Raw genomic sequence first — 21,448 nt, forward strand, 5'->3', positions numbered from 1 at the left:
AATTAATTTCTGCTGAAGAATTACAAATAAAAAATCCGCTTAAATCCGCGTCATCCGCGTGCCATATTAAGCATTCGTTTTAGACTAAAATCTGAAAACAAAATCAAATGAAATTAAAGTTTTACATATTTTTATTTTTACTCTCCTCTTCTATTTTTGCACAGCAAAAACAAGTTGAGACCAGTATTGATACTACAAAAAATAAAATTGGAGCCGAATTTAAGTTAACGCTTAAAACGGTTGTCAGTTCAAAGTCGAAAGTTGTTTTTCCTAAACTAAAAACTATCGGACAACTTGAAGTAATTCAGTCGTATCCAATTGATACAGTGAAGAAAAACGACACTTATGAATTGATCAAAAAATATGGTTTAACGCAATTTGATTCTGGAAAATACACTATTCCTAGCATTAAGATTTTAATTGACAAACAGCCTTATTTATCAGATTCTATTCGTGTTGAAGTTGCCAATGTAAAAGTCGATACTTTACAACAAAAGATGTACGATATCAAAGACATTACTGCTGCTGACAGCGGAATAGGAAACTGGTGGATTTATCTTTTGATTTTTATTGTTATTCTTGCCATTGGAGCTTTTGTATATTGGTTTGTTAAAAAACGCCAATTGAAAAAAATCGAAGAAGAAGTTTATAAAACTCCTATCGAAAAAGCGACAAGTTTGCTAAACAATCTGGAGCAAAAAGAACTGGTTCAAAAAGGCGAAATCAAAGAATACTATAGTGAATTAACAGATATTGCGCGTAACTATATCGAAGAAGCAATTCATATTCCAGCAATGGAAAGCACAACATCTGAATTGATTCAGGCGATCAGAACCGCTTCTACCAAAAAGAAAATGACGCTTACTCCTGAAACTGTTGAGAATCTGGAACGCGTTTTACGTCAGGCGGATTTAGTAAAATTTGCTAAATCTAAACCTCTCGAATTTGAAATTACCGAAGACCGAAATAAAATTCAAAGAGTAATTCTGACACTTGATAATGCGATTCCAACTGAAGTTCCGGCTGAAGAAGAAGACCAATTATTAAACGAAGCTCAGAAACAAAAACAAATTAAGCAACAACTACTTAAAAAACGTAATAAACGTATTGCAATTGCTGTAGGAACTGTAGTTTTCTTAGTATTTGCTACAACGACATTCTTTATTGTTACCAAAGGTTTCAATTACGTAAAAGACAACCTTATTGGTCATCCGTCTAAAGAATTATTAGAAGGAGAATGGGTTAAAAGTGCTTACGGAAATCCTGCCATTCTTATTGAAACTCCAAAAGTTTTAAAACGAATGGATACTCAAAAATTCTTACCAAAAGAAACAATGGCGCTAATCAAAGAGATGCAGCTTTTTGTTTATGGAAGTATGATTGACAATTTTTATGTGGCAGTTTCAACCAGTAAATTCAAAAATCCTGTAGAGCTTGATTTGGCAAAAGCCTTAGAAGGATCTCTAAAAGTAATCGAAGCTCAGGGCGGACAAAATATTATTGTAAAACAAGAAGATTTCCAAACCAATCAAGGTATTCAGGGATTAAAAGGATACGGAACAATGACAGTCTTAAATCCGGTTGACAAAACAAGTTCAAAAGCATATTATGAAATTTTGCTTTTCAAACAAGATCAGGGATTGCAACAAATCGTGATTTTACATCAGGAAGGTGATACTTATGCAAATGATATTACAGAGCGCATTTTAAATTCTGTTGAACTTCAAAAAGCGAGCAACTAATGAATAAGATAACTTTTTTAAACCCGGAATTTTTTTGGTTGTTCCTATTAATTCCTATTGCGATCGCTTGGTTCTTTTGGAAACGAAATCAGCAATCACCTACTTTAAAGATGAGTTCGACGCAAGGTTTCAAAAATAGTGAATCGCTATTGACGAAATTAAAACCTTGTTTATACGTTTTTAGAATTATTGCCTTATGTTCTTTAATTATTGCTTTAGCAAGACCTAGAACAGTTGATATTAGCAGTCAGACTAAAACCACAAAAGGAATCGATATTGTTCTTGCAATTGACGTTTCGGGAAGTATGTTGGCAAAAGATTTAAAGCCAAACCGTATGGAAGCTTTAAAAAGAGTAGCCGCGGATTTTGTTGGAGAAAGACCTAATGACAGAGTTGGATTGGTTTTATATGCCTCAGAAGCTTATACAAAAACTCCGGTTACAAGTGACAAAGCTATTATCTTAGAAGCGATAAAAGGAATTAAATATGATACGGTTTTACAAGACGGAACCGGAATTGGAATGGGATTGGCAACTGCTGTAAACCGTCTTAAAGACAGTAAAGCAAAAAGCCGAGTAGTAATTTTAATGACGGATGGTGTTAATAATGCCGGTTTTATTGAGCCGGAAACTGCATCAGACATTGCGAAACAATACGGAATAAAAGTTTATACCATAGGAATTGGTACTAACGGAATGGCAGAATCTCCATATGCTTATGCTCCAAATGGAGGATTCTTATATAAAATGCAAAAAGTTGAAATCGACGAACAATTAATGAAAAGCATTGCTCGTAAAACCGATGGAACTTATTTTAGAGCAACAAGCAACGACAGATTAGCCGAAATATACAATGCGATTAATAAATTAGAAACTACTGAAATTCAGGAATTGAAGTTCTATGATTACGACGAAAAATACAGGGTTTTTGTTTTATTAGCAGCCTTTTTATTATTGTTGGAAGTAGGTTTAAGAAATACGGTTTACAGAAGCTTTATTTAAAATATATTAGTCGCAGTCACAGTTTTACAGTTTACAGCTGAAAACCGAGACTAAAAACTGCGACTGAGAACTAGAATCAAAAAATGGAATTAGACGAAAAAAAATATTTATATCTTTTGTTATTACTCCCAATTGTGGTGTGTGTTTTCCTTTTCAATATGTATTGGAAAAGAAAAAAACAACGCGAATTTGGTGATCTCGAAATGGTAAAAAGACTGAGCCCTGAGCGTTCTGTTTTTAAACCTGTATTAAAATTATCGGTTGTACTTTTGGCACTTGCCTGTTTAATTATCGGATTGGTAAATCCGAAGATTGGGACAAAAATGGAAACGGTAAAACGCGAAGGAATAGACATTGTTTTTGCGGTTGACGTTTCTAAAAGTATGCTTGCCGAAGATGTTGCACCAAGCCGTTTGGAAAAAAGCAAACAACTGGTTTCACAAATCATCAATAACTTAGGAAGTGACCGAATTGGAATTGTAGCATATGCAGGAAGTGCTTTTCCGGTTTTGCCAATTACATCTGATTATAGTGTTGCCAAAATGTTCCTGCAAAGTATGACTCCGGATATGGTTTCGTCACAAGGAACTTCACTTGATGAAGCAATCAGATTGTCCTCTACTTATTTTGACGAAAAAAGCAAAACAAGTAAACTTTTGATTCTGATTTCTGATGGAGAAGATCATTCTGAAGGTGCTTCGGCTGCGGCAGAAGAAGCCAATAAAATGGGAATGAAAATCATTACGATTGGTGTTGGAACAGAAAAAGGAGGCACAATTCCGTTAAAAGAAAATGGTGTAGTAAAAAGCTATCAGCAAGATCAAAACGGACAAACTGTTATTACAAAACTAAATCAGGAAGCTTTAAAAGCCATTTCAAAATCTACAAAAGGTTATGTGTATGGCGGAAATACGAAGGAAGTTTTAGAATATGTCAAAAATGCCTTAAACAACATTCAGAAAACTGAATTTGAAGCCACTCAAATGGCCGATTTCCAATCGCAATTTCAATGGTTCATTGGCTTTGCTTTCTTGTTATTGTTTGTTGATATTTTCCTTTTAGAAAGAAAAACAAATTGGATAAAAGAGTTGAATTTATTTAACGAAAAGAAATAATAAAGTTCGCCACAAATTACACGAATTTACACGAAAGAAAAAATGTCTTTGTGAAATTCAAAAATAAAAAAACAATCTAATTAGTGATAATTAGTGCCATTCGTGGCAAAACATAAAAACATAAAAAATTAGAATGAAAAATTTACTTCTTTATATTTTACTAACGTTTTCTTTGGCGGTTTCGGCTCAGGAAAAAGATAAAACATTGCCTGATGCCAATGATGAATATAAGCAGAATAAATTTGTTGATGCAGAAGCTAATTATAGAATTTCAGAATCAAAATTTCCAAAACGTGCGGCTGCTCCTTATAATTTAGGAAACACTATCTATAAACAAAATCAGGTTTCAGAAGCTAAGTTTGCTTACGCTAAAGCAATAAAAAATGCCAAAACAAGACCTGAGAAACATAAAGCATTCCACAATTTAGGAAATGTTTTTATGAAAGAGAAAGATTATACGCAGGCAGTTGAAGCTTATAAAGAAGCATTACGAAATGATCCAACAGATGACGAAACACGTTACAACTATGCTTTAGCGAAACAAAAATTAAAAGAAAATCCTCCGAAAAACGATAAGAATAAAGATAAAAACAAGGACAAGGATAAGGATAAAAACAAAGATAAGGACAAGGACAAAGACAAGAATAAAGATAAAGACAAGGATAAGGACAAAAAAGACGACAAGGGCGACAAAGACAAGGATAAAAAAGATGGTAAAAACGATCCGAAGAAAGATGATAAATCAGACAATAACGGGGAGCCAAAACCACAGCCTGGCGGGATCTCTAAAGAACGAGTTCAGAATTTATTAGATGCCGTAAACAACGAAGAAAAGAAAGTTCAGGATAAAGTAAACGCTCAAAAAGTAAAAGGATCTCCTAAAAAAACTGAAAAAGACTGGTAAATAACGTTGAATTGCTTAATCGTTAATTTGTTGATTTAAATCACTTCAAAACCGATTAAACAATATTTCACCGATTAAACGGTTAAACTAAAAAACAATTAAACAGTTAAACAAAAACTGAAAACAATTTAATGAAAAGATATTTAATTCTATTACTATTCACTTTTCAAGGGCTTTTGGCTCAAGTTCAATTTGAGGCAAGAGTAAGCAAAAACACGCTTGGACTGAACGAAAGATTACGCGTTGACTTTATGATGAATGTTGATGGAGACAACTTTGATCAGCCTTCATTTGAAGGTTTTAGAATCGTAGGTGGTCCAAGTCAGCAAATAAGTCAATCCTGGGTAAACGGAAGAAGTTCTTTTCAGAAAATATATTCCTATATTTTACAACCTAACCAAAAAGGAACGGTTTATATCAAGCAAGCCGCTATTGAATACAACGGTCAGATTTACAAAACATCGCCTATAAAAATCGTTGTTACAAATGCCGTTGCACAAGAAAGAGATCCTAACGATCCTAGGTCTCAAGGATCTTCTAACGGAGATGAAATGCTGAATCTTGTAGCCGAAATTTCAAAAACAAGTCCATATGTAAATGAACCTATAACAGTAGTTTACAAACTGTATTTCAACAATATCAATGTTAATGGCTTTAAAGAATTGGCTAAGCCAAAATATAACGACTTCTGGAATCAGAATATCGATATCAAACAATTGACCCTTGAGCAAGGAACTTATCAAGGAGAAAAATGTTATTATGTAATCCTGAAAAAGACCATTCTTTATCCTCAAAAATCAGGCAGGCTTACTATTGAACCACTTTCGTTGGAAATTGGCGTACAAATGCCAACAAATCGCCGCGATATGTTTGGTCAAATGATTTTAACTGATGGAAGCAAGGTTGTTTCTGCGGGTGCAAAAACCATCAATGTAAGACCTCTTCCTGAAGCTACTAAACCGGAAGGTTTTACCGGAGCGGTTGGTAAATTTGATTTTACGGTGACACCTTCTAAAACTACCTTAAAAAGCGGAGAAAGTATTGATTTAATTGTTAGTGCCTCAGGAAATGGAAACATGAAATTGTTTACTTTGCCAAAACCTGTTGTACCTAATGCACTTGAAATGTACGATCCGGTTCATGACGAAAAAGTGACAACTTCACTCTCTGGAATGTCAGGAAAAATCACGGATAAATACACAATTGTTCCACAATACAAAGGGAAGTACGCTATAAAACCTATGGTATTCTCTTATTTTGATTTGAATACAGGAACTTATAAAACCATAACTTCAAAAGAAATTATGGTCGATGTTCTTGACGGACCAATTCAGGCAGAAACAAATGCAACGGCCGCTAAAAACGTGATTTCGAAAACAGAACAATTCAAATACATCAAATCAAAAACAACATTAACAGCAATTGCTAAAAATGATTTTTATGGTTCTAATTTGTATTATGCCTTGTTATTTTTACCGTTTGTAATTTTACCAATTATTATTTTGGCTAAGAAGCGAAAAGAAGCAATTGATGGCGACGTTACCGGAAACCGTATTAGAATGAACAACAAACTGGCGAAGAAATATTTATCTGAAGCCAAGAAACAAATCAAGAACAAAGAGCCATTTTATATCGCTTTGGAAAAAGCAATGCACAATTTCTTAAAAGCAAAATTGCATCTTGAAACTTCAGAAATGAGCAAAGACAATATTCGCAAGTTGTTATTATCAAGAAATTCAAATCCTGAAACAGTTCAAAATTTCATTAATTTGACTGAAAACTGCGAGTTTGCACGCTATGCTCCGGCATCAAGCGCTTCGATTCAGCAGGACTATGATAAAGCTATTTTGATAATTTCTGAACTGGAAAAACAAATAGTTTAAATTTTAACCGCAATTTATTTTACCGCAAAGTGCGCTAAGAAAAGTAATTTAGATTGTGTAGATTTTAAGTTCACAAAGTTTAAAAAATCAAACCCGACAGGTTTTATCCCGAGGCTTCGGGACTGTAGGTTTAAAGAAAATAAAATGAAACATATAGTATATCTTTTTTTATTAATCACACAGGTTTTCTTTGCTCAAAGCAGCTTTGAAAAAGGAAATGCATTGTACCAAAAAGGGCAATATCAGCAAGCTGTAGATGTTTATGAAAGTATTATTAAAGATGACAAACAACAATCTGCTGAGTTGTATTTTAACCTGGCAAATAGTTATTACAAATTAAATAAAGTAGCGCCTTCGATCTATAATTACGAGAAAGCTTTAGTTTTAAAACCTCATGATGCGGAGACTTTGAACAATTTAAAATTTGCCAAAAAACTAACAATCGACGAGATTAAAGAAGTTCCGAAAGTAGGTTTTGCAAAACTGATTCAGAACTTTACCGGTATTTTTAATTATAATACGTGGGCAAAAATCTCTATTGGAATCGCCTTTGTATTTCTATTGACTTTTATTGGGTATTATTTTTCACAGCTTTCGCTTACCAAAAGAATCTATTTCATTGGAATGTTTGTGCTTTTGGTTGCTTTATTGTTAAGTGTTTTTGCCGGAATGTCTGAGAAAAGCCATTTTGATAACGATCGTCCTGCAATTGTATTTTCAGAGTTAAGTGAAGTTCGCAGTGAACCTCAAAAAGCTGGTGCAGCAATTTTCTTATTGCATGAAGGCGCAAAAGTTTACGTTATGGAAACTCTTGGAAGATGGACAAAAATCGAACTAACTGACGGAACTGAAGGTTGGATCGACGGTACAACAATCAAAGAAGTAAAATAGAAATCTTTAAATTTCAGAACATAAAAAATCCCAAATCCCAGTATTAAATTGGAATTTGGGATTTTCTTTTTAGCTTTTGTTCTAATTTACAGCATCCACCAATCTAATAAACTCAGCTTTGTAACCATCTTCGTCGTTTGATAAACCAGATTTTGCTAATTTCTTTATATCAGAACTGGAACTGTTTGCTATAAATTTTGAATCTCTTAATTTTAATCCAAACCAGGCAACAGCGGTTGTAAATTTAAAGTCAGAAGAACTCTGATCTAACGTAACTTTTTTATTGTCGATTGTACTCACCATTTCAATACTTTTATCTCCGTCAGGTTTTTTATATCGAAATTTAATCGTCGCCAATTCATCACTATTTTCAGAATCATTCTTATTTACTTTTGTGTATTTTAAATCTGAAGCCACATAATCACTTTCAACACCAGTTGGAATAATTTCATACAAGGCCGTAACTGTGTGACCGCTTCCTAATTCGCCTGCATCAATTTTATCATTTTTAAAATCCTCAGCATTTAATTTTCTGTTTTCATAACCAATTAATCGGTAAGCCTGAACGTGCTTTGGATTAAACTCGATTTGTATCTTTACATCTTTCGCTATGGCAAACATCGAACCTTTAAATTCCTTTCCTAAAAAACGATTGGCTTCCTGAATATTATCGATATAAGCATAATTTCCATTTCCTTTATCGGCCAGGATTTCCATTTTACTATCCTTGAAATTCCCCATTCCGTATCCTAAAACCGTTAAGAAGACACCTGATTTTCTTTTCTCTTCAATCAGTTTCTCCATATCATCATCAGATGAAGCACCTACATTAAAATCACCATCAGTTGCAATTATAACCCTATTATTTCCTTCTTTTATGAAGTTTTGCTCAGCAAGTTTGTAAGCTAATTCAATTCCTTCTCCTCCAGCTGTACTTCCACCCGCACTTAAATCATCAAAAGCATCCATAATTGTTTCTTTTTCATCTCCCGAAGTTGGCTCTAAAACAACGCCGGCTGAACCCGCATAAACCACAATTGAAACTTTATCCTGTGGACGAAGCTCTTTTACCAAAATTTTCATCGATTCCTTTAATAACGGAAGTTTATTAGCTTCATCCATTGAACCAGAAACATCAATTAAAAAAACAAGATTTGAAGCTGGTAAATTAGTCATTGGAACATTTTTTCCCTGTAAACCAATTTTCAATAATTGACAGTTTTTATTCCACGGAGAATCACTTAATTCTGTATTAATCGAAAACGGATGCTGTCCTTCTGGCTGTGGGTAATTGTATTTAAAGAAATTCATCATTTCTTCGACACGAACAGCGTCTTTAGGAACTTTTTGTCCTTCATTAATAAAACGTCTGATATTGGTATAAGATGCATTATCAACATCAATAGAAAAAGTAGAAAGAGGTGATTTTTGTGGAGACTCGAAAGGATTTTCTTCAAGTCCGGCATAACTTTCAGTGTTAGGATCCGAAATATTTTCTTCTGGAAGTTCATCGGTAGAAACAACCGTCATATCCATTGCTTCAGCAGCAGAATCTGCATCTCCTTTTTTACAGCTGGACAAAACAAGAACAAGGAATGCGATCAAATAAAAAGCTTTATTTTTCATTTAAAATAAGTTTTAGAAATTAGTGAATGATTTACTCTCAAATAACGACCAGCATTCCGGATGTACTAGTGAAGATTATCTGTGATTTTCGGCAATCCAAATTTGATGCCAGAAATTTTGATAAATATTCTATTACTAAAATAATATTTTAACTGTGGGCTATTTTATCCTATAAGTGATATAAGAAAATTTAAGCTATACACCTATTTAAACTAAAATGAACTTATATCACCTATAGGCTTTAAAACTAAAAAGTGTAGATTTTTAAAGGTGTTACGCAATAATCCAATTTTATATCAGATTCAAAGACATCTTCAATTTGATTTTCGGCTTCAAAGAAAGAAAGACCAATTTTGATGGTTTCGGGTTTACATTCTGCTAAGAATTTATCATAAAAACCTTTTCCGTAGCCAACTCTATTCCCAAAAACATCAAAAGCCAGAAGCGGTACAAAAACCACATCGATAGTTTCTGATGGAACAGGTAAACCATTTACAGGTTCTGGAATATTATATTCGTTCTTTTTGATTTTGGTATTATCGGTCAATAAAAAGTGAGACATTCCGCGAGTGTCAAAATCACTTTTCGAAACCACAATTTCTTTATCTTTTCCTGAAAGTAAGTGTAGAATATATTCGGTATTTACTTCTTTTTGTTCTTCGATAGGCAGAAAAACATGATAATAAGTTTTATCCCAAATTGGCAAACTGATTAAATTATTGGCTACAGCCAAACTCTGTTCTTCGATATCATCTTCAGTAAATTCTTTTCGAAGGCTTTTATAGTGTAATCGTAATTCTTTTTTATTCGTCGGCATTATCAGGGCTATTTTTAGACATGTGGTAAATTGCGTCGCCTTCGTACACAATTGGCGAATGATTAGCATTGATCACAAAACCATCATGAGGTGCTTTTACTTTTTGTTCAAATTTACCAAAAGGATCTGTTATAATTGCCAGAATAGTTCCTTTGGTCACAAAACGTCCAATTCTATTATAATCATGTAATAATCCTGAACATTTAGCGCGCAGCCAAACCGAGTTTTTAATATAGATCGAAGGATCTTCGGCTTCTTCAACAATATGTTTTGGGTCAAGCATTTTTAGATAATCCAGTAAACGCTTCACTCCCATTACACCTTCATTCGCAATCGAATCATTAATATCTAATGATTTTCCGCCTTCAAAAAGAAGCATTTTTACATTTGCTTTCTCACAGGTATTTCTAAAAGAACCATTAATATTTTTAGAATAAAGTGTAAACGGCGCATTAAAAACATCCGCCAGAAGCTTCAATTCCGGATTATTTTCTGTCACCCTTATTTGCGGAGCATTAAAACGGCTTGCGCCTCCGGCATGAAAGTCGACAGCATAATCAATAATCGGCAAAACTTGTGCTACGATATGATAAGCAAATCTACTTGCCAAAGAGCCTTTTTTGCTTCCGGGGAAAACACGATTTAAATCTCTCCCGTCAGGAAACTCACGAGATTTATTGACAAAACCATACATATTGATAATCGGAATACAAATAATAGTTCCTCTCGCGGGGCGATTAATTTTTTTGCTGATGATCTGCCTAACGATTTCGACACCGTTAATTTCATCACCATGAATTCCTGCGGAGAATAAAACTACCGGACCTTCAATCTTAGAACGGCGTACAATAACCGGAATATTAAGTTTTGTAGTGGTATGCAAACGAGCAATTTCGACGTTTATCGTTTTGCTTTCTCCAGGCAAAACCGCTTCATCAAAAATAACCAGGGGCGTATTATTTTTCATATAGAATTATAAAATCTAAATATAGAAATTATTCTTTTGATTTCGTAAATTTGAAACTAAATCAATGTTAAGCTTTTTTATAGAAATCGGAATGGTTTTTGAAAAAGCATATCAGTTATCTTCAGAAACAAAACAGAATGCAAAAACCGTCCTTAGATCTCCAAATCCAAACCTTGCCGGACAATCCTGGCGTGTATCAATATTATGATAAAGACGGAAAGATTCTATATGTTGGGAAAGCTAAAAATCTTAAAAAAAGAGTTTCCTCCTATTTCAATAAAATTCACGATACTGCCAAAACGAATGTCTTGGTCAAAAAAATTGTAACTATAAAACACATCGTGGTTCCTACAGAAACCGATGCACTTTTATTAGAAAACAATTTAATCAAAACCCTGCAGCCACGTTATAATGTATTGTTGCGTGACGACAAAAGTTATCCTTGGCTTTGTATTAAAAAAGAGCCATTTTCGAGAATATTTTCGACAAGACGAATGGTCAAAGACGGGTCGGAATATTTTGGGCCTTATACAAGTTTCAAAACTGTACATACCATTCTGGATCTAATCAAAGAATTGTATCCGTTGCGAACCTGTAATTTTGATCTCAGCAAATCAAATATAGAGTCTGGAAAATTTAAAGTTTGTCTGGAATATCATATTGGCAATTGCAAAGGTCCGTGCGAAGGCTTGGAATCTCTCGAAGATTATCAAAGACAAGTTGATGCGATCCGCGAAATTCTGAAAGGAAATTTCAAAGAAAGCATGAAAGATTTTAAACGTTTGATGACGCAATATGCACAGGATTTGCGTTTTGAAGAAGCACAAAAAATAAAAGAAAAAATCGAAGTTCTTGAAAATTATCAATCGCGATCTACAATCATAAATCCGAAGATCACCAATATCGACGTTTTCTCGATTGTATCTGATGAAAGTGCGGCTTATGTCAACTTTTTGCAAATATCACACGGCTCAATTATTCGTTCTCATACTTTAGAAATAAAGAAAAAGCTGGACGAAACAGACGAAGAATTATTAGAATTGGCGATTATCGAACTTCGCGAACGCTTTCAGTTATTATCCAAAGAAATCATTGTTCCGTTTGAAATTGATTTGGGCGAAAACATCAAAACAACCGTTCCGCAGCTTGGCGACAAAAAACAAATACTAGATTTATCGATTCGAAATGCAAAGTTTTACCGAATCGAACAATTGAAACAATTGCAAATTGTAGACCCTGACCGACACACCAATCGTATCATGGCACAAATGCAAAAAGATTTACGTTTGCCTGTTGAACCCCGACATATCGAATGTTTTGATAACTCGAACATTCAGGGAACAAATCCGGTTGCCGCCTGCGTAGTTTTTAAAGACGGAAAAGCGAGTAAAAAAGATTACCGCCATTTTAATGTAAAAACCGTTGAAGGTCCTGACGATTTTGCTTCGATGACCGAGATTGTCTATCGCCGTTACAAAAGATTATTAGACGAAAAAGAACCTTTACCACAACTGATTATTATTGACGGTGGAAAAGGACAGTTATCTGCTGCCTTAAAAAGTATCGATGAACTGGGTTTAAGAGGAAAAATTGCAATTATCGGGATTGCGAAGCGACTCGAAGAACTTTTTTATCCCGGAGATTCAATTCCGCTATATCTCGATAAAAAATCAGAAACTTTAAAAGTCATTCAGCAATTGCGAAATGAAGCGCACCGTTTTGGAATCACGTTTCATCGTGACAAACGAAGCAAAGCGGCCTTGAACTCATCTGTCGAAAGTATTCCGGGTATTGGCGAAAAAACCATGCTAACGTTAATACAACATTTCAAAAGTGTTAAAAGATTGAAACTAGCATCAGAAAAAGAAATTTCGGATGTGATTGGAGTATCAAAAGCCAAAAAAATTGTCGACTTTTACAAAACCAACTAGCCATTAATATGCGCCTAATCCAGCTGTCCATTTCAAACACTCAGTCAAAACAATTTTTTTCTACTTCAAAAAAAGGAGCTTCTAAAGTCGCTCTTTTTTTGCAGGAAAAAATATCGTTTTGTCACTCGCAGTTTTCCATTTCCATCTGGGGCGTGACAGCCGTTTTTTTGACACTTTTAGTATTCAGTTCACAAAAAACATTTTCACAAGATAAAAAGCAAGACAGCATCAAACGCCCAAAAATTGGTTTGGTTTTAAGTGGCGGTGGTGCCAAAGGATTTGCTCATATTGGTGTTCTAAAAGTTCTCGAAGAAGCCGGAATCAAAATCGATTATATTGGAGGAACCAGTATGGGATCTGTAATTGGAGGACTTTATGCTTCTGGCTATAACGCCACGCAAATTGATTCTATTTTCAAAAAAACCAATTTCGACGACTTAATAAACGACTATATTCCGCGTTCGTCTAAAAACTTTTATGGTAAAAAAAATGACGAATTATATGCCATAGTTTTACCGTTTAGCAATTTCAGAGTCGGAATTCCGGAAGCACTTTCTAAAGGAATGTACAATTATAATTTACTGAGCAGCTTAACTCGAAATGTACGTCACGTTCGTGATTTCAATAAACTCCCAACGCCATTTTTATGTATTGGTACGAACATCGAAACTGGTGAAGAGGTCTTGTTAAACAAAGGAAATCTGGTTCAGGCAATGATGGCAAGTGCTGCGTTTCCTTCGTTATTTACTCCAGTAGAAATTGACGGAAATTTATTAGTAGACGGAGGCGTTGTCAACAATTATCCTATAAAAGAAGTGCGTAATCTTGGAGCCGACATTATTATTGGTGTTGATGTTCAGGACGATTTAATGAATCGTAAAAATCTAAAAAACGCTACTAGAATATTGGTTCAGATTACCAATCTACAATCGATTGATAAAATGAAAAACAAAATAAAAGACACTGATATCTATATCAAACCAGATATTAGAGATTATGGCGTAATTTCATTTGACAAAGGCGAAGAAATAATTAGAAAAGGTGAAGAAGCCGCTTTTGCTGTTTATGAAAAAATAAAATCACTGTCCAGTGAAGAAACCTTTTATAAAAAACCAAAGCTAAAAGTCAGTTCAGATACACTAGAAATCAAGAAAATAAACAGTGAAAAACTAGACAATTATACTAAAGAATACATCAATGGTAAATTGCGTTTCAAACCCGAAAGTACTATAACTTATGACGATTTAAAAACCGGAATCAATAATATAAATGCAACTCAAAACTTTAGTACAATTTCTTATTGTCTTCAGCCCGACGGAAATGCAGACGATCTTGATCTTGTACTGAAAGAAAACCCAACACAGACTTTTTTGAAACTTGGATTGCATTATGATGGACTTTATAAAAGTGGAATTTTACTGAATCTGACCCATAAAAAAACATTCCTTAAAAATGACGTTACTTCACTTGATATAATTCTGGGTGATAATTTCAGATACGATTTAAATTATTATGTCGAAAACGGCTTTAATATTAGCTTTGGATTCCGATCCAGATTAAATCAATTTAACAGAAACGTTACGACAAGTATAAGTAACTTAACTGGTGCAAACCCAAACGTAAATCTAATAAATGTTGATTTTCTTGATTTGACCAATCAGGCCTATTTTCAAACCATATTTGTACAGAAATTTTTGATGGGTGGTGGTGCCGAATATAAGTATTTAAAAATAAACTCACCTACTCTTTCTAACACAGAGAACATTATTGACAAAAGTAGTTATCTAAGTTTCTTCGGATATTTAAAATATGATTCTTTTGACAACAAAAACTACCCACATTCAGGATTGTATTTCTCTACAGATTTACAAACTTATCTCGCATCATCAGATTATACGAAGAAGTTCAAACCTTTCTCTATCGCAAAAGCCGAAATTGCTTTTGCCAAAACAGTATTTAGAAAAGCCACCATTAAAATTGGTGCCGATGCAGGTTTTAATATCGGCAGCGATAGTGTACCATTTTTCGATTTTATACTAGGCGGTTATGGCTACAACAAAATCAATAATTTCAATTATTTTTACGGATATGATTTCTTAAGTATTGCCGGAAATAGTTTTATAAAAACGGACATTACTTTAGACTATGAGATTTTCAAAAAAAACCATGTCAATTTTTCAGCCAATTTTGCCAACTTAGGCGATGATATTTTTACCACTGTAGATTGGGTTTCAATGCCTAAATATTCTGGTTATGCTGTAGGTTACGGATTAGAAACCATTATTGGTCCAATTGAAGTGAAGCAATCATGGTCTCCGGAACTTTCAAAAAGCTTTACTTGGTTTAGTATCGGATTCTCTTTTTAATGCCTGCGAAAATTGTTGTCACGAATTTCGCTAATTTACGCGAATAAAATTGGTGAAATTCGTGGCAAAAAAAACGCGTACAACATTAATCATTTTAATCCCTGCAATTTATGGTACATTTTTCAACACATAGCGCTCTATTAACTAATAATGCAATAAAAACTCCCTATTTTTATACTCTATAAAATTTATATCAAAAAAAATTGAAATATTTTAGGTTTATAAATGATATAATTTATAATTTTACTCGATAAAAATTACGACATTTGTTATAATGAAAACAAAATGGACAGGTTTATTAGAGTATCTTCAATTCCTTATCAAGAGAAATCCTGAATAAAACTACCGAATTGAGATAATTAGTCAATAACACAATATTGAGCTAATTATCTGTTCACACAATTCAAATTTTTCGAATTATCTAATTTACAAATTATCTAATAGAAAAGCCATGCCATTATATCATAAACTTGGAGATTTCCCTCAAAAAAGACACACCCAATTCGAAAAACCAAACGGAGGTTTCTACTACGAACAATTGTTTGGAACCGAAGGTTTTCACGGACATTCGTCATTGTCCTATCATGTTCACAGACCAACTCAGGTCAAAGAAATACTAAACTCTTATTCAGTTGAGCCAAAAATTGCAATCGGAAAAAACATAAAATCATTACTTTTTAAAGGTTTTGAATTAAAACCTGAAAATGATTTCCTCGACAGCCGTAAACCAATGTTAGTTAATAAAGACTGCATCATTGGATTGGCAGCGCCAAAAGAATCACTTAGAAATTATTTCTACAAAAATGCCGATGCAGATGAAATGCTTTTCATCCATAAAGGAAAAGGAAAATTAAGAACCATGCTTGGGAATATTCCTTTTGAATATGGCGATTACTTAATTATTCCAAGAGGCATTATTTATCAAATAGAATTTGAGACTGAAGAGAACAGACTATTTTATGTAGAATCTTATTCTCCTTTTTATACTCCTAAACGTTATAAAAACCAATCAGGACAACATTTAGAACATTCGCCATTTTGCGAACGCGATTTTATTTTGCCAAATGAATTGGAAACACACGACGAAAAAGGTGATTTTTTGATTAAAATCAAAAAAGAAGGAATGATTCACGAGGTAGTTTACGCCACACATCCTTTTGACGTTGTGGGTTGGGATGGTTACAATTTCCCATACGGATTCTCGATTCATAATTTCGAACCAATAACGGGACGTGTTCACCAACCGCCTCCGGTACATCAAACTTTCGAAACGGCAACTTTTGTCGTTTGTTCATTCTGCCCTAGACTTTACGATTATCACCCCAAAGCAATTCCGGCACCATACAACCACAGCAATATAGATTCTGACGAAGTACTATATTATGTAGATGGTGATTTTATGAGCCGTAATAATATAGAGCAAGGTCATATCACTTTACACCCAAAAGGAATTCCGCATGGTCCCGCACCAGGCGCAATGGAACGCAGCATTGGTCATAAAGAAACCCAGGAATTAGCCGTAATGGTTGATACTTTCAGACCGCTTATGGTAACTGAAGAAGCTATGGGACTTGATGACGGTCAGTACTATAAGTCTTGGACGGAGTAAGAATTAGATAATGATCTAACCGCAAAGTTCACAAAGACTTTACGCAAAGATCGCCATGATTACTTTGCGAACTTTGCGATTTTTACTTAGCGAACTTAGCGGTTAAAAAACAAAACCTAAAAAACAACACTTCGGTTTTTCCAAATAAACGATTAGCCGATTAAACAAATAAACATCATGTCAAAAGAAGTAAAATCAGTAGAATACGGATTAGAGAAAATATTTGAAGGAGCACAAGATTTCCTTCCTTTATTAGGAACAGATTATGTAGAATTCTACGTAGGAAATGCAAAACAATCGGCGCATTATTACAAAACAGCTTTTGGATATCAGTCATTAGCTTACGCAGGATTAGAAACTGGAGTTAGAGATAAAGCATCTTATGTTTTAAAACAAGACAAAATCAGAATTGTTTTGACAACTCCTTTAACGCAGGATTCTCCAATTCATGCACATCTTCAAAAACATGGCGACGGTGTAAAAGTTGCCGCACTTTGGGTTGAAGATGCAAGAAGTGCTTATGAAGAAACTATGAAACGTGGTGCACGTTCGTTTATGGAACCAACTGTAGAATCAGATGAATTTGGAGAAGTTATTCGCTCCGGAATCTATACTTACGGAGAAACTGTTCATATTTTTGTAGAAAGAAAAAACTATAACGGTGTTTTCTTACCAGGTTACAAAGAATGGAAATCAGACTATAATCCAGAACCAACCGGATTAAAATATATTGACCACATGGTTGGAAATGTAGGCTGGAATGAAATGAATACTTGGGTAAAATTCTACGAAGACGTTATGGGATTTGTAAATTTCCTATCCTTCGACGACAAACAAATCAACACTGAATATTCGGCATTGATGAGTAAAGTAATGTCTAACGGTAACGGAAGAATTAAATTCCCAATCAACGAACCAGCCGAAGGAAAGAAAAAATCACAAATCGAAGAGTATTTAGATTTCTATGGCGGACCTGGAATTCAGCATATTGCCATCGCAACAGATGATATTATTAAAACGGTTTCTGATTTAAAATCAAGAGGTGTAGAATTTTTATCAGCTCCACCTCACACTTATTACCAAGCGATCCCAGAAAGATTAGGTGTTCACATGGACATGATGAAGGAAGATTTAAACGAAATTGAAAAACTTGCCATCATGGTCGATGCTGATGAAGATGGATATTTATTACAGATATTTACGAAACCTGTTCAGGACAGACCAACGCTTTTTTTCGAAATTATTCAACGAATGGGAGCAAAAGGATTCGGTGCAGGGAACTTTAAAGCCCTTTTTGAGTCAATTGAAAGGGAACAAGAATTGAGAGGAACATTGTAAAATCGTAAAATTTTTACATTATACAGAAGAATTCTCTGTAAAATGATGATTTTTATGCAAATGTTATGTTAAACTTGCCTTTTGCTATTTCTTTTTTGAACTTTCTATCTATCTTTGCACTCGCAAATCAAGAAGGGGTGGTTTCCTTCTGAATTGATATAAATTTCATAATTTATAGTTTTTTGGTTAGTTAATAGCATAAAAACTCAGTCATTCCTTGACTGAGTTTTTTTGTTTTGGTACATTTGGAATAGAATTTGCATTTATTTATCTTTATAATGAAATGTAAAAATTGTACTATGAAAAAACTAGTTCTACTTATATTAGTTCTCACGACACTTGCTTTTGACACTCAAAAAGAAGATGCTTTTGGCACTGGAGAATACTTCAAGTTTAGAATTCATTACGGAATTATAAATGCAGGATATGCCACACTCGAAATTAAAGATGCAACTATAAACAATAAAAAAGTGCATCATGCAATAGGAAAAGGTTACACAACCGGAATGTCAAAATTCTTTTTTAAGGTCGAAGATCTGTACGAGAGTTATTTTGACAAAGAAACCGGAACCCCTTATCGATACATTCGAAAAATTGACGAAGGCGGTTATACAAAAAACCAAGAAGGTATTTTTGACCCATCAGAAAATAGGGTTTTAGTAAAAGATTACAAACGTAAGACTGAAAAAACAATTATAACTACAAATAATGTACAAGATATTGTTTCGTCATTTTACTTTTTACGAAATCATCCAAGCATTGACAAACTCAAACCCGGAGAAGCCATCACAATTGACATGTTCTTTGATGACGAAATCACAAAATTTAAGTTAAAATATGTAGGCCGTCAAGATATTACGACTAAATTTGGCACCGTTTCTACGATGGTCTTTAAACCACTTGTGCAAACAGGAAGAGTCTTTAAAGAAAAAGAAAGTTTAACACTCTGGATCACAGACGACGACAACAAAGTCCCAATTAGAATCAAAGCAGATCTTGCCGTAGGATCCCTTAAAGCAGATCTCGACGAATATAAAGGATTAAAAAATCCATTTAAAGCAAAAAAATAATGAATCTTACTGATAATTCAGAATCAATTTTAAAAGAAATTGACCTTAAATTCCAAGCTATAAATCAAAAAACTGATGTTCAATTAGAGGGATTACTTTGGTCAAAACCAATCACCTACTGGGATTACATTCAAACTGATGCACTTTTAAATCTACAGATACAGCGTACTACTCTTCCTGACGAAATGGTTTTTATTATGTATCATCAGGTTAACGAATTGATTTTTAAAATGATTTTGTGGGAAATTGATCAAATTGCCGACACGCAAAATATTCAGGTTGATTTTTTCAGCGAAAGATTATCAAGAATTACTCGCTATTTTGACATGCTTACCAATTCTTTCAGTATTATGGAAAACGGAATGGAAGTAGATCAATATATGAAGTTTAGAAATACTTTGACTCCGGCAAGCGGTTTTCAGAGTGCACAATATAGATTGATAGAATTTGCTTCGACAGATGTTATCAATTTAACAGATCGCAGATATAAAGCAAACTTTGACGAAAATACAGATCTGGAAACCACATTTGAACATTTGTATTGGCAAGCTGCCGGTAAAGATTATCACACAGGAGAAAAATCATACTTACTTCAGGAATTCGAAAACAAATACAAGCAGCAATTTTTGAGACAAATATCTACTTTTAAAAGTAAAAATATCTGGCAAAAATTTACGCAATTACCACAAGAAGATCAAAAAAATGCTTCACTAATTGAAGCAATGCGTCATTATGACAAAACTGTAAACATTACTTGGGTAATGCAACACCTTAATACTGCAAGAAAATACATCTTAGAAAGCGGAAAAGGCAACGGAGAAGCTACCGGTGGCAGCGATTGGCAAAAATATATGCATCCAAAATACCAAAGACGCATCTTTTTTCCTAAATTGTGGACCGAAGAAGAATTGTCCAATTGGGGAAATGAAACAACCACTTAATTTCCTGAAAAAATTTAAAAGTTTGAAAAAAGCATTCGTACTTATAATACTATTATTCTCTGTTATTTCATGTAATAAAACAGAGGAAAAAGTAGAAACTAAGATTAGTAAACCAAAGACTAAAAAAGTAGAATTTGGATTTAATTACGCTGACTTTAATATTGTAAATGACACTATAAAAAAAGGAGATTCTTTTGGTTCTATTATTCAAAGCCAAAATATTGGAGACAAAAAAGTCTTTGATATTGTTGAACAGGTAAAAGATTCTTTTGATGTTAGAACTATACGTTACAACAAACCTTACACAATTCTTCGTTCAAAAAATAAAACAAACAAATTACAGGTTTTTATCTATCAACCTGATGCTTTAACTTATTATGTAATCGATTTAAGAGATAGCATTGCTAAAGCTTACAAAAAAATAAAACCTGTTACATTAAAACGTAAAATTATTGGCGGCGTTTTAAAAAGCTCTTTGTCTGAAACTCTAGGAAATGAAAGTGTAGAAACAGCTCTTGCCAACCGAATCACCAAAGTGTTTTCATGGTCAATTGACTTCTTTAAACTTAAAAAAGGAGATCGTTACGGATTAATTTTTACTGAACGTTTTATCAACGGAAAAACTTATGATGGCGTTGAAGATCTTGAAGCTGCATTTTTTGAATATAAAGGGAAAATCGTTTATGCTTTTCCGTTTGAGAAAGATACTACTTCAGGAAAAATAGAATACTATGACGATGAAGGAAAAACGTTGAAAAACTTTTTCTTAAAAACACCTATTAAGTTCAGCCGAATCACGTCGCGATTTACAGCAAACAGATTTCATCCTGTACAACATACCTGGAAAGCGCATAAAGGAACTGACTATGCCGCTCCAACCGGAACTCCAATTTCAACAACTGCTTCAGGAATTGTAGAAGCAACCGGATATACGGCAGGAAACGGAAACTTTGTAAAAGTAAAACACAACGGAACCTACTCTACTCAATATTTACACATGTCCAGAATTTTGGTTCGCCGCGGACAACGTGTAACCCAAGGACAAACTATTGGATTAGTGGGCAGCACCGGACTTGCAACCGGACCTCATGTTTGTTACCGTTTCTGGAAAAATGGTATTCAGGTTGATGCGCTTCGACTTAACTTACCAACTGGAGAATCTTTGACCGGATCTGACAGAACCCGTTTCTTAAAACAAATGGAACCTTTGAAAAGAGAATTAGACAGTATTGGGAATCTGTAACATC

The 21,448-nt window shown here is 34.0% G+C and carries 16 protein-coding genes; 13 read left to right on the forward strand and 3 right to left on the reverse strand.

Going from position 1 to position 21,448, the window contains the following annotated elements; all coding sequences use genetic code 11:
- Window positions 1-107: 107 nt before the first annotated feature.
- The 6 genes from CHB81_RS12580 to CHB81_RS12605 all read left to right on the forward strand — a co-directional run bounded on the left by CHB81_RS12580 (window position 108) and on the right by CHB81_RS12605 (window position 7,536).
- On the forward strand, window positions 108-1,742 hold the full coding sequence (locus CHB81_RS12580) for a hypothetical protein (protein WP_089352212.1): 1,635 nt from the start codon (window positions 108-110) through the stop codon (window positions 1,740-1,742).
- Window positions 1,742-2,743, forward strand: coding sequence for a VWA domain-containing protein (locus CHB81_RS12585; RefSeq protein ID WP_089352213.1), 1,002 nt, complete (start codon window positions 1,742-1,744; stop codon window positions 2,741-2,743). The genes CHB81_RS12580 and CHB81_RS12585 overlap by 1 nt, the downstream gene beginning before the upstream one ends.
- 83 nt (window positions 2,744-2,826) lie before the next feature.
- Complete coding sequence (locus CHB81_RS12590) at window positions 2,827-3,858, forward strand: VWA domain-containing protein (protein ID WP_089352214.1); 1,032 nt, start codon at window positions 2,827-2,829, stop codon at window positions 3,856-3,858.
- 133 nt (window positions 3,859-3,991) lie between these two features.
- Complete coding sequence (locus tag CHB81_RS12595) at window positions 3,992-4,762, forward strand: tetratricopeptide repeat protein (RefSeq protein WP_089352215.1); 771 nt, start codon at window positions 3,992-3,994, stop codon at window positions 4,760-4,762.
- Between the two features lie 131 nt (window positions 4,763-4,893).
- Window positions 4,894-6,645 carry a BatD family protein gene (locus CHB81_RS12600; RefSeq protein ID WP_089352216.1) on the forward strand — a complete coding sequence of 584 codons (1,752 nt, stop codon included), beginning with the start codon at window positions 4,894-4,896 and terminating at the stop codon, window positions 6,643-6,645.
- A gap of 144 nt (window positions 6,646-6,789) precedes the next feature.
- A complete protein-coding gene (locus tag CHB81_RS12605) occupies window positions 6,790-7,536 on the forward strand; it encodes a tetratricopeptide repeat protein (protein WP_089352217.1) in 747 nt (248 codons plus the stop codon).
- An 81-nt stretch (window positions 7,537-7,617) separates the two neighbouring features.
- Here CHB81_RS12605 and CHB81_RS12610 read toward each other — a convergent pair whose 3' ends face one another.
- The 3 genes from CHB81_RS12610 to CHB81_RS12620 all read right to left on the reverse strand — a co-directional run bounded on the left by CHB81_RS12610 (window position 7,618) and on the right by CHB81_RS12620 (window position 10,946).
- Window positions 7,618-9,162: a VWA domain-containing protein gene (locus tag CHB81_RS12610; protein WP_089352218.1), complete on the reverse strand. Its 1,545-nt coding sequence runs from the start codon at window positions 9,160-9,162 to the stop codon at window positions 7,618-7,620.
- Between the two features lie 247 nt (window positions 9,163-9,409).
- Window positions 9,410-9,979, reverse strand: coding sequence for a 5-formyltetrahydrofolate cyclo-ligase (locus CHB81_RS12615; RefSeq protein ID WP_089352219.1), 570 nt, complete (start codon window positions 9,977-9,979; stop codon window positions 9,410-9,412).
- Entirely contained in the window at window positions 9,966-10,946 is a 981-nt protein-coding gene (locus CHB81_RS12620) for a succinylglutamate desuccinylase/aspartoacylase family protein (protein ID WP_089352220.1), read from the reverse strand. Before CHB81_RS12620 ends, CHB81_RS12615 begins: the two co-directional genes overlap by 14 nt.
- Window positions 10,947-11,083: 137 nt before the next feature.
- Here CHB81_RS12620 and uvrC point away from each other — a divergent pair, with 137 nt between their 5' ends.
- The 7 genes from uvrC (at window position 11,084) to CHB81_RS12655 (ending at window position 21,444) form a co-directional block, all read left to right on the forward strand.
- Window positions 11,084-12,877: an excinuclease ABC subunit UvrC gene (uvrC, locus tag CHB81_RS12625; protein WP_089352221.1), complete on the forward strand. Its 1,794-nt coding sequence runs from the start codon at window positions 11,084-11,086 to the stop codon at window positions 12,875-12,877.
- 8 nt (window positions 12,878-12,885) lie between these two features.
- Window positions 12,886-15,243, forward strand: a complete 2,358-nt coding sequence (locus tag CHB81_RS12630) for a patatin-like phospholipase family protein (RefSeq protein ID WP_141130394.1) — start codon at window positions 12,886-12,888, stop codon at window positions 15,241-15,243.
- A gap of 451 nt (window positions 15,244-15,694) precedes the next feature.
- The gene (locus CHB81_RS12635) at window positions 15,695-16,852 is read left to right on the forward strand and encodes a homogentisate 1,2-dioxygenase (RefSeq protein WP_089352222.1); all 1,158 of its coding nucleotides are present in this window, start codon (window positions 15,695-15,697) and stop codon (window positions 16,850-16,852) included.
- Between the two features lie 177 nt (window positions 16,853-17,029).
- Window positions 17,030-18,190 (forward strand): 4-hydroxyphenylpyruvate dioxygenase, encoded by a 1,161-nt coding sequence (gene hppD / locus CHB81_RS12640; RefSeq protein WP_089352223.1) that lies wholly within the window; start codon window positions 17,030-17,032, stop codon window positions 18,188-18,190.
- Between the two features lie 299 nt (window positions 18,191-18,489).
- On the forward strand, window positions 18,490-19,260 hold the full coding sequence (locus tag CHB81_RS12645; RefSeq protein ID WP_089352292.1) for a DUF3108 domain-containing protein: 771 nt from the start codon (window positions 18,490-18,492) through the stop codon (window positions 19,258-19,260).
- Window positions 19,260-20,201 (forward strand): tryptophan 2,3-dioxygenase family protein, encoded by a 942-nt coding sequence (locus CHB81_RS12650; protein ID WP_089352224.1) that lies wholly within the window; start codon window positions 19,260-19,262, stop codon window positions 20,199-20,201. Before CHB81_RS12645 ends, CHB81_RS12650 begins: the two co-directional genes overlap by 1 nt.
- Before the next feature lie 22 nt (window positions 20,202-20,223).
- Complete coding sequence (locus CHB81_RS12655; protein WP_089352293.1) at window positions 20,224-21,444, forward strand: peptidoglycan DD-metalloendopeptidase family protein; 1,221 nt, start codon at window positions 20,224-20,226, stop codon at window positions 21,442-21,444.
- The last annotated feature ends 4 nt before the right edge of the window (window positions 21,445-21,448 follow it).

Source organism: Flavobacterium sp. ov086 (assembly GCF_900187965.1).
In the GTDB taxonomy this organism is placed as follows: Bacteria; Bacteroidota; Bacteroidia; order Flavobacteriales; family Flavobacteriaceae; genus Flavobacterium.